The 11,966-nt window shown below is 73.5% G+C and carries 10 protein-coding genes; 6 read left to right on the top strand and 4 right to left on the bottom strand.

The window, feature by feature from the left end; translation table 11 throughout:
• Positions 1-121: 121 nt before the first annotated feature.
• Complete coding sequence (locus tag ACWF94_RS19095) at positions 122-439, bottom strand: DUF6479 family protein (protein WP_453489279.1); 318 nt, start codon at positions 437-439, stop codon at positions 122-124.
• A 150-nt stretch (positions 440-589) separates the two neighbouring features.
• A complete protein-coding gene (locus tag ACWF94_RS19090) occupies positions 590-1,243 on the bottom strand; it encodes a maleylpyruvate isomerase family mycothiol-dependent enzyme (protein ID WP_453489276.1) in 654 nt (217 codons plus the stop codon).
• Between the two features lie 102 nt (positions 1,244-1,345).
• On the opposite strand from ACWF94_RS19090, the gene ACWF94_RS19085 reads away from it, so the two are divergent.
• The 4 genes from ACWF94_RS19085 (at position 1,346) to ACWF94_RS19070 (ending at position 8,872) form a co-directional block, all read left to right on the top strand.
• Entirely contained in the window at positions 1,346-2,011 is a 666-nt protein-coding gene (locus tag ACWF94_RS19085) for an HD domain-containing protein (protein ID WP_453489274.1), read from the top strand.
• Between the two features lie 42 nt (positions 2,012-2,053).
• Positions 2,054-7,060 (top strand): HD domain-containing protein, encoded by a 5,007-nt coding sequence (locus tag ACWF94_RS19080; protein WP_453489271.1) that lies wholly within the window; start codon positions 2,054-2,056, stop codon positions 7,058-7,060.
• A 37-nt stretch (positions 7,061-7,097) separates the two neighbouring features.
• Positions 7,098-7,544 (top strand): Pepco domain-containing protein, encoded by a 447-nt coding sequence (locus ACWF94_RS19075; RefSeq protein ID WP_453489268.1) that lies wholly within the window; start codon positions 7,098-7,100, stop codon positions 7,542-7,544.
• A gap of 119 nt (positions 7,545-7,663) precedes the next feature.
• Positions 7,664-8,872 (top strand): Cmx/CmrA family chloramphenicol efflux MFS transporter, encoded by a 1,209-nt coding sequence (locus tag ACWF94_RS19070; RefSeq protein WP_453489285.1) that lies wholly within the window; start codon positions 7,664-7,666, stop codon positions 8,870-8,872.
• Positions 8,873-8,893: 21 nt separating this feature from the next.
• Here ACWF94_RS19070 and ACWF94_RS19065 read toward each other — a convergent pair whose 3' ends face one another.
• Together ACWF94_RS19065 and ACWF94_RS19060 are read right to left on the bottom strand one after the other, a co-directional pair.
• A complete protein-coding gene (locus ACWF94_RS19065; RefSeq protein ID WP_453489282.1) occupies positions 8,894-9,160 on the bottom strand; it encodes a DUF4031 domain-containing protein in 267 nt (88 codons plus the stop codon).
• A gap of 163 nt (positions 9,161-9,323) precedes the next feature.
• Complete coding sequence (locus ACWF94_RS19060; protein ID WP_453489265.1) at positions 9,324-9,680, bottom strand: hypothetical protein; 357 nt, start codon at positions 9,678-9,680, stop codon at positions 9,324-9,326.
• A 126-nt stretch (positions 9,681-9,806) separates the two neighbouring features.
• On the opposite strand from ACWF94_RS19060, the gene ACWF94_RS19055 reads away from it, so the two are divergent.
• Positions 9,807-10,754: a MurR/RpiR family transcriptional regulator gene (locus tag ACWF94_RS19055; protein ID WP_453489262.1), complete on the top strand. Its 948-nt coding sequence runs from the start codon at positions 9,807-9,809 to the stop codon at positions 10,752-10,754.
• A gap of 203 nt (positions 10,755-10,957) precedes the next feature.
• Positions 10,958-11,899, top strand: a complete 942-nt coding sequence (gene murQ / locus ACWF94_RS19050; protein WP_453489259.1) for an N-acetylmuramic acid 6-phosphate etherase — start codon at positions 10,958-10,960, stop codon at positions 11,897-11,899.
• Positions 11,900-11,966 lie beyond the last annotated feature (67 nt).

Raw genomic sequence — 11,966 nt, 5'->3', positions numbered from 1 at the left:
GTGCGCGCGCCACCAAGCCCCGCGCCCGCACGGGTGCGCACCGCCCAGCCGTGCGCACCGCCCAGCCGGGCCCGCCACTCAACCGGGCCCGCACCACCGCGTGCGCGCCCCACCCCTCAGTTCAGTGGTAGCCGCCGCTGCCGAACGCCCCGCCGCCGATGTTCGGCCCGTGGTCGGGCCTGGCCTCCCGGCCCTTGCCGGTGCTGTGGCTGCTGTGGGTCCTCATGTTGTACGGGAGGAGGCGGTTCTCGCCCTCGCCGGGGAAGGTGTCGTCGTCCTCCTCACGGACCTCCTCGATGTGTTCCCGCTGGTCGGGCTGGTGGGGCTGTTCGTCGGGGCGCGGGGGCACGTACTCCTCCCGGCGCCGCGAGTCCCACCACATGGCTCCGGTCAGCAGAACCACCAGGACGACTCCGATGACGAGCATTACGGTGATCATGGTTCTTGCCTCCATGACACTGGGGGGCACTACGGGGCACTACAGGTCACTACGGACACACCACGGACGCACCACGGACACACCGACCCCCGAAGAGACCGTGTTTCCTCGTGCCTCTGTACCCAGTGTCACCCCATTCGCCCCTTTTATTCAGGTGAAGAAGTTCAGCTCGTCCTCCTTCGCCCCCGTCAGCTCATAGCGGGTACCGGTCAGCGGCCGGCCGGTGAGCAGTCTGATCAGGGTGGCCCCCGACCCCGTGTACACCGCCGGGTCCGGGCTGTCCGCGCCGAGTACGAGCGGTGCGTCATGCCCGTCCAGCCGGGCCAGCAGCGGCTGCGTCCGGCGGACCCGGGAGAGCACGGCCACCAGGGCCAGGGCGTGCCGCTGCCCATCGCCCTCGTACGCGCCCGGCTCGCCGAGTGCCTCCCGGACGTCCCCGGCGTGCACCCACTCACCGAACGCGACCGCGTCGAGCTTTCCGTGACCGGCGGCGGCGATGACCGGGCCCGCCTCGGTCATCCCCCGCTCCAGTTCGTCGACGACCTGGGCATGGGACCAGCCGGCCCGCTCGGCGATGTCCCGGTCATTGGACTCGGGGCTGAACACCCCCTCCTCGAACCGGCTCTCCACCACCCTGCTCAGTACGGCGCCGCAGTGCGCGAGGGCATGGCGGACGGTCCAGCCCGGACAGCAGGTCCGCAGCTCGAAGTCACGGTCGGGCCGGGCGCGGAGCAGCGGGATGAGGGCGTCCCGCTCCATACGGAGGAGGCGGCCGGGCAGTTCGGGGTCACGTACGGATTCCATGCACCCCAGCCAACCTCATCCCCCACCGCCCATCCAGCCCCCGGGCCCCGGCGCGCGCCCCCGTCCTGGAGTCGGTCCTGGAGTCGGTCCTAGAGTCGGTGTATGAGCCATGCCGAATCCCCCGAGGCCGCCGCCGGTACCGAACCCCTCCCTTCCCGCTGGTCGCGGGCGCTCACCGGGGCCCGCGGAGCGGTGGGCCCGGACCCGCTCCCGTACGCGCGGGAGTTGCTCGGGAGGTGGGGCGAGCCGCAGCGGCGCTACCACACCGTCACCCATCTGACGGCGGTGCTCGACCACATCGACACCCTCGCCGAATACGCCGCCGGCCCCGATCTCGTACGGCTGGCGGCCTGGTTCCACGATGCCGTGTACCTCCCCGACCGGTCGGGGAACGAGGAGCGGTCGGCCCGGCTCGCCCTTAAGGCGCTGCCGGAGGCGGGGCTCACGGCCGGGGCGACGGCGGAGGTGGCGCGGCTGGTGCGGCTGACGGTGACGCACGCGCCGGCGGACGGCGACAGCAACGGCGCGGTGCTGTGCGACGCGGATCTCGCGATCCTGGCATCGGGCCCGGAGGCGTACGCGGCGTACGCGGCGGCCGTCCGGGAGGAGTACGGCTTCGTCCCCGACGACGCGTTTCGCGCCGGGCGCGCGACCGTACTGCGCCAACTCATCGGGCTGCCCCGGCTGTTCCACACGCCGTACGGGGTACGGACATGGGAGGAGCGGGCCCGCCGCAATCTGGCGGCGGAGCTGGGACTCCTCACCTAGAGTCAGACAAGAGGCACGGAGCGCGATCGGGGGTGGGTGCTCATGGCACGGCAGAAGGCCCTCCTGATCGGCGCGAGCGAGTACGACGACCCGGCCATCCCATCGCTCCCCTTCGTCAAGGACGATCTCCAGCGGCTGGCCGCCGCCCTCGCCGAGCGCGGCTTCCACTCCGTGGATGTCGCCGAGCCCAAGCGGGTCGTCACGCCGAATTTCGTGGACGGCCAGATCTCCCGCTTCCTGCGGGCCGCCCGGGCGTCGGACACCCTGCTGATCCTGCTCAGCGGCCATGGGCACAGCTTCGAGGGCGAGGACTACCTCATCCCCGAGGACGCCGACTTCGCGATCTCCCCGTTCGCCGAGGGCTGCGTCCGGATCGGCTGGAAGAAGGAGCTGGAGGCGTGCGAGGCGGCGCAGATCGTCTTTCTGATCGACGCGTGCCGGGAAGGGCTGGAGCGGGACTCGATGGCCCCCGGGGGGACCCGTAGCTGGAGCCGTCGGAAGGTCGCCGCCACGCTCCGTCGCAAGGTGGCGTACGTCTACGCCTGCTCGTCGTCGCAAGTGGCCCTGTACGTCCGCCCGTCGGACACCGTACGGAACGGAGACGGCGACAACAGGGACGGCGGAGGCGGTGAGGGCGGCGGTACGGCTCCGGGCGCACCGTCCGGCGACTCGTTCAGCCTGTTCTCCCGCGCGGTCTGCGACATCGCTGTCACGCGCCCGCACGCCGTCGATCTGGCGGAGTTCGAGAGCGCGGTCCAGGACCGGGTGCGCGAACTGCACACCGCGTACGGCAAGACCGCCCCCCTCCAGCGGATCAAGGTGATCAGCGACATCCGGCGGCGGGACCTCACCGTACTGCCGGGTCCTGCCAGGTCGCGCGGCGAGCACCCCTGGAAGCGCGCCGTCGCCACCCACCCCGTCTGGAACCGCACCGATCCCGCGCTCGCCGCCACCACGGACGCCCTGCGCACCGGGTGCGTCGCACTGACGGGCCGGCTGGCGGACGGGTACGAACGGGTCCTGGCGACCGCGCTGCGCGACGACCCGTGGCACGACCGCGAGCTGCCCGGACGGGTCCACGACCGGGCGGGGTTCATCACGGGGAAGCTGGCCGACGACACCGTCTTCTCCCCCGCCGAGGCCGCGCTCCTCGCCGTGCTCCCCTTTCTCGACGCGGCGTTCTGGGCGCGGGAGGCCGCCCGCCGGGTCCGGGTGCTCGACCGCGACCCCCCGGCGGACGCGGCGGACGACGGCGGGTTCCGGGAGTTCCGCGAGTTCCTGCGGCAGTATCCACGGCTGGAGCGGCGGCTGTTCGACGGCGAACGGCCCATGGCGGGGGCGCGGCCGATCCTGTGGTGGGCCTTCCACCGCTGGCTGCTGCGGCAGCCCGACGCGTACACGCTCCAGGCGCTGGGGGAACTGCTCGGCCGGGACGGCGCGGAGGGCCCGGACGGACTGTCTGGCGTGGATGGCGCGGATGGCGCGGATGGCGCGGACGGCCCGCCCGGTACGGACAGTTCACCCGGCGCGGACAGTTCACCCGGTACGGACGGGGACGACCGGCTGCGCCGGGTGCTGAACGAACACCGGCTGCTCCGGTTCGTCCAGGACCGGCGGATGGCCCCGTTCGCCGAGCCGCGCCCCGGCACGCTCAAGGACGACGAGGTGATCGCGCCGACGACGGTCCATGAACACACCCTGCACGAGACGCTCGTGGCCTGTCTGTCCAAGGCCGCGCACGCGCTGGCCGTGGACCCGGTCGAGCTGCCCGATGTGGTCGCCGACCATCTCGGCATCTCCGACAGTGTCGATCTGGACGCCCTGCACACCACCTTGCGCGAGTCCCGGTGGACGGCTTCCGGCAGCGGCCGCTCACTGCACGCGGTGTGCCGGCACCCGGCAGTGGAGCTGGCGTTACAGGGCCACGCGTCCCGGGTCGACGCTCTGCTGCGCGCCCTCAACCGGCTCGCCGCGACCCGGGGGAGCGCGCTGTGCGCACTGGCGACCCTGCCCGCGTACGCCAACGCCGACCGGGTACGGCAGAGCTGGGGCGCCCCCGCCGGCCTCTCCGCCGGGATCCGCTTCCATCTCGCCGAGGACCGGGTCCAGCGGCTGCTGATGGGCGAGGAGCTGTACGGGGAGTCCGGCCTCGCGATCCGCGAGCTGTACCAGAACGCGCTGGACGCGTGCCGTTACCGCCTGGCCCGTACGGAGTATCTGCGGCGTACCACCGATGAATCCACTGGTGAATCCGCCGGGGAGCCGGACGGGGAGCCGGACCGGGAGTCAGGCGGGGAGCCGGGCGGCTGGGCGGGGCGGATCTCCTTCACCGAGGGCGAGGACAAGCGCGGCAGACGCTATCTGGACTGCGAGGACAACGGCGTCGGGATGGGGGTGCGCGAGCTGTCCGGCACCTTCGCCCAGGCCGGTGCGCGCTTCGTGGATCTGCCGGAGTTCGTGGAGGAGCAGGCCGAGTGGCTGCGGGTCGATCCCTCGCTGGTGCTGTACCCCAACAGCCGTTTCGGCATCGGGGTGCTGAGTTACTTCATGCTGGCCGACGAGATCACCGTGCACACCTGCCGGATGGAGCGCGACGGCCGCCTCGGGCGGCGGCTGAAGGTGACCATCGCGGGCCCGGGGAATCTGTTCCGTATCGAGGACCTGGGGCCGGGGCGGCGGTCGGGCACCAGGGTGCGGCTGCATCTGGGCTCGTGGGTGGAGCCGGGCCGTACGGTGGTCGACCATCTGGTGTCGGTGCTGGTGGTGGCGGAGTACCTCACCACCGCGAAGGACGCGTACGCCGAGGCCCGTTGGGAGCCGGGGGTGCCATCGCCCGAGGGGTTCGCGGGGGAGCCGGGGGCCGAGGGCCTGGACGCCGTCGCCACCCGGCACCCGGATCTGTGGTGGCACCGGGGGCCGGGGCGGCTGTTGTCGGACGGCCTCGCGATCTCCCACACCGACGGAGGGCCCCCGGTGCCCTGGCCGCCCCATGGCGTCATCGTCAATCTGCGCGGCCCGCACCGACCCGAGCTGACCGTCGACCGCAGACGGGTGCGGAAGTACGACGACACCCAGGTGGAGCGGCGGTTCCACTCGGCCGTACCGGATCTGATCCGCGACGGCGCGGCCCTCGTGACCCGGGAGTGGCTCACCGCCCTCGGCACCCGGTGGCCCGATCTCGCCGACGCGGTGACCGAGGAGGCCGGCCGGGCCGGTCTGGAGTGGGACGCCCTGCCGCTGCCGTACCGCACCACCGGGTTCTTCGCCCCGGATCTGCTGCTGGCGCCGCTGGTGACCGGCGACTACGACAGCCCCGCCGCGCACTTCCAGGAGCGCAACCACGAACTGGTGCGCACCCTGCCCGAGGAGATCCTGCACTGGCGGCTGCTCGCGCTGCACGCGGCGGCGGGCCTCCTGGCCCCCGGGGCGCTGTCCGGGGACGGCCCGGCGGTGGGGCTGCCCGGGGACGGCCCGGCGGTGGGGCTGCCCGGGGGCAGGCCGCCCCTGGCCGCGCTCCCGTCGGATCTGGTCCTCCTCGGCAGCGGCGGCGCCGGGATCGCGGACTGGGAGAAGTGCTTCGCCGACTGGTCCGGCGGGCCGGGGTTCGGCTGGTCGGGGACATCGGGGACATCGGGAGTGTCGGGGGTGTCGGGGGCGGGCTGGTCCGGCGGGCCGGGGTTCGGCCGGCCAGGTTTGCCGGGGTTCGGCCGTTCGTCCCCGTACGGGCACCAGCCCTCCCAGCGGCTGGCCACCACCGGATGGCCCAGCATCGCCGGGCTCTACCACTGGCGCCGGGACGCCGAGGTGTCCGTGGCGGATGTGTTCGGACTGATGGCGCGGACGCGGCGCACCGCCGGGCAGGTGGCGGACCGGCTGACCGCGCTCGGCCAGCCGCCCCCGGCCCTGGGCGCGGCACGGGCCGCGGTCCCCGCCGACGCGCCCGTCCTTGAGCCCATCCCCGGGTGCGGCTGGCTCCTCCCGGGGGCCCGGGTGCCGCGGATTCTGGTCTTCCACGGAGCCGAGCGGCGGGGGCACGGGCCCGCCTCGGTGGCCCGGCGGCTGGGCCAGCTCGGCTATGACGTCGACGCGTCCTCGGGCTATCCGGCGGAGGTCGGCAAGGAGGCCAGGCTGCTGCTGGCGGAACTGCGGCAGCGCCGGGGCGGGCCGGACGAACGGCTCACCCCGGGCCATGTCGCGATCGCCGCGCTGCGCACCCACCAGCCGTTCACCAGGGTGCTGCGTACGGCCGCACTCCTCGGGGTCCCGGCGCCGGGGCACGAGCAGATGCGGACCCTGGACCGGTCCGACAAGGATCTGCTGCGGCTGCTGGCACTGCACGGCGTGGTCGACGGCCGGGTGTCGCGGGCCGCTCTGGTGTCGGCGGCCCTGGGGCTCGGACAGACGCCGGAGGCCGTCGCGGCCCGCGCGGTCGGACTGGGCCTGGAAGTGCCGAGCCCGGTGCCGGGTCCCGACTGGCTCGGCCCGGAGTTCAGCGAGGTCGTGGTGGGTCAGGCCCACCAGCTCCCCGACGACGCGCCGGTGCCGCCCCGCCAGCTCGCCGCCCTCGCCCGGGACACCCGGCTGCCCCCTGCCGAGGTCACGGACCGGCTGCGGGCCCTCGGGTACGCCGTCCAGGAACCCCGCCGGATGCCCGGCATCCGGGACGGGGACTGGGCGCTGATCCGGGGTACGCCCATCGGCGACCGGCTCACCCCGGACGCGCTGTACGCCGCCGCCCGGCACACCCGGCGTCCCCCGGAGGAGATCGTGGCGGCCCTCGGGAGCCTCGGGCTGCCCGCGGAGCCACTGCCGGCCGCGTTCGAGGACGATATCGCCGCGGAGGCGGTGGTGTCGGACGCGCTCGCCGGGCACCCAGCGGGTGGGGCGCCCGGCGGGCACCCATCGGGTGGCGCGCTCGCCGGGGCGCCGATCTCCCTGCGGGCCCTCGCGTCGGCCGCGATGCGTCACCGTACGACTTTCCGGGCGGCGGCCGGATGCGCGAGCCGGCTGGGGATGCGTTACCCGGCCGAGGGATGGTTTTCGGCTTAAGCCGGGAAATGTCCCCCGCACCCTTACAGTTGCGCCCATGACCGGGAACACCATCGGCTCGGACGGCACACCCGACACCCTGCCCTTCTGGGTCGAGGCGACCGAAGCGGACCTGGAGGCACGGCGCGACGACACGATGGGCCTGTTCAGCCGGGACGGGGAGACCGTGCTGCGGTCCGTGCCGCTGGGGCCGCTGCGCCGGAATCTGGCGGACACGGTGGACGCGCTCCAGACCGTGTTCGAGGAGATCGCGGCCCGTGGGGGTGTGCTGCCCTTGGCCGAGGCGCAGCTCTCCTTCCAGGTCACGGCGGCAGGCAGCGTCCAGCTCATCGGCTCCGGCCAACTCCAGTCCGCCCGCTCCCTCACCCTCACCTTCCGCCACCCCGAGCCCTCTTCTCCTTCCCCTTCTCCTTCTCCTTCCTCTTCCCCTTCCTCTTCCGGCTCCGGCGACGAACCGGGGGACTCCCCGGCCCCTGGGCACTGAGGTTCCGGCGCGGTACGCACGGGTGCGGGTACGGACGTACCGAAATGCGGGGTACGGGAATGCCGGCCATGTCCAGGGCCGTTGGTTCTGTCGTGCCCGAAGACTCCAGCCGCCGCCGTATGCCCCTCGCCGTGTATATCCTCGGCCTCTCCGTCTTCGCGCTCGGCACCAGTGAGTTCATGCTCTCCGGGCTTCTCCCTCCCATCGCCGATGACATGGGTGTCTCCATCCCGCAGGCCGGTCTGCTGATCTCCGCGTTCGCGATCGGCATGGTCGTCGGCGCACCGCTGCTCGCCGTCACGACGCTGCGGCTCCCCCGTAAAACCACTCTCGTCGCGCTGATCACCGTCTTCGGCCTGGGCCAGGTCGCGGGCGCGCTGGCGCCGACGTACGAGATCCTCTTCGTGTCCCGGGTCATCAGCGCGCTCGCCTGCGCGGGGTTCTGGGCGCTCGGCGCGGCGGTGGCGATCGCCATGGTGCCGGTGAACGCGCGGGCCCGCGCGATGGCGGTGATGCTCGGCGGACTGTCGATAGCCAATGTGCTCGGCGTCCCGGCGGGGGCGTTTCTGGGGGACCACCTGGGCTGGCGGTCGGCGTTCTGGGCGGTGGGCCTCGCGTCCGCGATCGCGCTGGCCGGTGTCGTCGCCCTGGTGCCGCGCATCCCGCTGCCCGAGGTGCGCCCCCGGCTGAAGCACGAGTTGTCGATCTACCGCGACCGGCAGGTCTGGCTGGCCATCGCCTTCACGGCGCTCGCGGCGGGTGGAGTGTTCGCCGCGTTCTCGTATCTCGCCCCACTGCTCACGGATGTCGCCGGGATAGCCGAGGGCTGGGTGCCCGCGGTGCTGGGGCTCTTCGGGCTCGGGGCGCTGATCGGCACGATGGTGGGCGGCCGGGTCGCGGACGCGCATCTCTTCGGGGTGCTGCTGAGCGGCATCACGGCCTCGACGGTGTTCCTGTTCGCGCTCGCGCTCTTCGCGTCCAGCCCGGTGGTGACGATCACGCTCGCGTTCCTGCTGGGCCTCTCGGCGTTCTATACGGGCCCGGCGCTGAACGCCCGGATGTTCAATGTCGCGGGCGCGGCCCCCACCCTGGCGGGCGCGACCACGACAGCCGCCTTCAATCTGGGCAATACGGGCGGACCCTGGCTCGGCGGCACGGTCATCGACGCGGGCTTCGGCTTCTCGTCCACGGCCTGGGCGGGCGCGGGGATGATGATCGCGGCACTGGCGCTGGTGGCGGTGGCCCTGCGGTTGCAGGGCACGTCCCGGGTGGTGGCGCGCGGGACGACCGCATCGGGCGTACGGGATACGGCGCGCGCCGACGTCTGACGCCCCACCGGACCGGCCCCGCTACGCGGGCCGCCCCTTCGGCCGTCGCAGCCCCGCGCCCACCAGCAGCCGCACCACGTCCCGGCTGGACACCTCCACCGCCCCGGCGGCGACCGCGTCCGCGTAGCGGTGGGAGGGGACGTCGTAGTGGTCGCGCTCGAAGGCCCGCGCGGGGCAGCCGATCGCGGCGGCGAACGCGTGGAGCTCGGCGTACGACACATCGCTGATCAGGTGCGACCACATGCGCCCGTGGCCCGGCCAGATCGGCGGGTCGATATAGACGGTCATCCGGCACCGCCCCCGCAGGGAGTCACCCGGCACCGGCCGTCCCCGCGGACCGTCACCCGGCACCACCCGTCCCCGCGGACCGTCAACGGGGCACCACCCCGGCGGACCGCCGCCCGGGCGCCACCCCGCCACCTCGCCCCCGGCGCGGTCGGCGACGCGGCCGTCACTCCAGCCCCCCGACCCGCGCCACCACGACCCCCGCCTCATGGCACACCCAGTGCGGGTCCGGCCCCAGTTCCGGCTGGACGTCCAGGGCGTGCGGGTCGCCCGAGGCGCAGACGGGGCACAGCGGCCAGCGGCCGTGGCGTTCGAGGAGGGCGTCCTGGACGTCCTGGGCGACCAGGCCGGTGATGTACTCGACGCCTTCCGGCCACTGCTCCACCCACCAGCGGCGGTGGGTCACCGACCGCTCCACCAGCGACACCACCTCGGCGTCCGCCACCTCCCGGGCGGCCAGGTCGGCGAGGACGAGGGCCCGTGCGGTGTGCAGGGCCTGCTCAAGGGGGTCGGCGTCGTCCATGGAGCCATTGTCACCCCACCGGCTCCGGGCGGACCGCCCGGCCCGGGGAAGGCTTGACCGGATACCGCCGGCCACCGGCCCGGGGAGGGGTTGACCGGCCGCTCACCCGAAAATACCTTTCATACCGTGACCGAACCAGTGAAGGAAACTTTCAGCAGGGCGGAGGGCAGGCCGGCGACACCGGCCGACGCGCCACCCGCCCCCGCCGCCCTCGCCGCCAAGGTCCGCACCCTCGCCCCCTCCATGACCCGTTCCATGCAGCGCGTCGCCGAGGCCGTCGCCGCCGACCCCGCGGGCTGTGCCGCCCTCACCGTCACCGGGCTCGCCGAGCTGACCGGCACCAGCGAGGCGACCGTGGTGCGCACCGCACGGCTGCTCGGCTACCCCGGGTACCGCGATCTGCGGCTCGCGCTCGCCGGACTCGCCGCCCATCAGCAGTCCGGCCGCGCGCCCAGCGTCACCGCCGACATCGCGGTGGACGACCCCATCGCCGACGTCGTCGCCAAACTGGCCTGCGACGAGCAGCAGACCCTCGCCGACACCGCCGCCGGGCTCGACACCGTACAGCTCGCCGCCGCCGTCACCGCCACCGCGACCGCGCGCCGGATCGATATCTACGGTGTCGGGGCGTCCTCCCTCGTCGGGATGGACCTCGCCCAGAAGCTGCTGCGGATCGGCCTGATCGTCCACGCCCACGCCGACCCGCATCTCGCCGTCACCAACGCCGTACAGCTCCGCTCCGGCGATGTGGCCATCGCGATCACCCACTCCGGCTCCACCGGGGATGTCATCGAGCCGCTGCGGGTCGCCTTCGACCACGGTGCGACGACGGTCGCCATCACCGGCCGCCCGGACGGTCCCGTATCGCAGTACGCCGACCATGTGCTCACCACCTCCACCGCCCGCGAGAGCGAGCTGCGGCCGGCGGCCATGTCGTCCCGTACCAGCCAGCTCCTCGTCGTCGACTGCCTGTTCATCGGGGTCGCGCAGCGGACGTACGAGACGGCGGCCCCCGCCCTGGCCGCCTCCTACGAAGCCCTGGCCCACCGGCACTCCCCGCGCAGCGCCCACTGACGCCCGCTCCGTAAGCCGCCCGCTCCTTAAGCCGCCCTCGCCGTAACCCCTCCCGTCGAACGCCGCCCCCGCCGTACCCCGTCCCCACCGAAAGCCGCCCCCGCCGTACCCCGTCTCCGCCACAGGCCGTCCGCACCGAACGCCGCCCGCATGGAAGGCGGCATCGCCCGCATGGAAGGCCACCTCATGGAAAGCCGTGACCGATGACCTCCACCCCTCCCCGCTACGGTGAACTCCGCGCCCGGCTCGCCGCCCTCGGCACCGAGGCGCACCGGCCCGAACTGGCCGATGTCGACCGGCTCCCCACCCTCGACATCGCCCGGCTGATGAACGGCGAGGACCGGACCGTCCCCGGTGCGGTCGCCGACCGGCTGCCCGCGATCGCCGCCGCGATCGACGCCACCGCCGAGCGCATGTCCAGGGGCGGACGGCTGATCTACGCGGGCGCGGGCACGGCGGGCCGGATGGGGGTGCTGGACGCCAGCGAGTGCCCGCCCACCTTCAACACCGCCCCCTCCCGCGTCGTGGGGCTGATCGCGGGCGGCCCGTCCGCGATGGTCGAAGCCGTCGAGGGCGCGGAGGACAGCGGGGAACTGGCCGCCGCCGAGCTGGAAAAGCTCGCCCTGACCGCCGATGACACGGTCGTCGGGATCTCCGCGTCGGGCCGCACTCCGTACGCCGTCGGCGCGGTGGAGTACGCGCGCGGCCGGGGCGCGCTCACCATCGGACTGTCCTGCAACGCCGGGAGCCCGCTCGCCGGCGCGGCCGAGCACGGTATCGAGGTCGTCACGGGACCCGAACTCCTCACCGGCTCGACCCGGTTGAAGGCAGGTACCGCCCAGAAGCTCGTCCTCAACATGATCACGACGATCACGATGATCCGGCTCGGCAAGACCTACGGAAATCTGATGGTCGACCTCCGCGCCTCCAACGAGAAGCTGCGCGCCCGCTCGCGGCACATCGTCTCGCTGGCGACCGGCGCGTCCGACGACGAGATCGAGGCCGCCCTCGCCGCGACCGGCGGTGAGGTGAAGAACGCGATCCTGACCATCCTGGGTTCGGTCGACGGACCCACGGCGGCGCGTCTGCTCTCAGAGAACGGCGGCCGTCTGCGAACGGCCCTCGAATCCGCCGCCGCCACCTGAGCACCGAGGGTCCGGGCAGCCCCGCGACGGCCGGGCGCGGGAGCCCGAAGGCGCCTGTGGTATATGC

The organism is Streptomyces sp. NPDC055078, assembly GCF_053607985.1.
Note: the sequence above shows the minus strand (reverse complement) of the source record. Positions and strands in the feature narration are given on the sequence as shown.

Coding starts and splice junctions, on each gene's coding strand:
- ACWF94_RS19090 (WP_453489276.1), bottom strand. CDS start 1,243: ATGGAATCCGTACGTGACCCCGAACTGCCCGGCCGCCTCCTCCGTATG.
- ACWF94_RS19060 (WP_453489265.1), bottom strand. CDS start 9,680: ATGGACGACGCCGACCCCCTTGAGCAGGCCCTGCACACCGCACGGGCC.
- murQ (WP_453489259.1), top strand. CDS start 10,958: ATGACCTCCACCCCTCCCCGCTACGGTGAACTCCGCGCCCGGCTCGCC.
- ACWF94_RS19085 (WP_453489274.1), top strand. CDS start 1,346: ATGAGCCATGCCGAATCCCCCGAGGCCGCCGCCGGTACCGAACCCCTC.
- ACWF94_RS19075 (WP_453489268.1), top strand. CDS start 7,098: ATGACCGGGAACACCATCGGCTCGGACGGCACACCCGACACCCTGCCC.
- ACWF94_RS19070 (WP_453489285.1), top strand. CDS start 7,664: ATGCCCCTCGCCGTGTATATCCTCGGCCTCTCCGTCTTCGCGCTCGGC.
- ACWF94_RS19095 (WP_453489279.1), bottom strand. CDS start 439: ATGATCACCGTAATGCTCGTCATCGGAGTCGTCCTGGTGGTTCTGCTG.
- ACWF94_RS19065 (WP_453489282.1), bottom strand. CDS start 9,160: ATGACCGTCTATATCGACCCGCCGATCTGGCCGGGCCACGGGCGCATG.
- ACWF94_RS19080 (WP_453489271.1), top strand. CDS start 2,054: ATGGCACGGCAGAAGGCCCTCCTGATCGGCGCGAGCGAGTACGACGAC.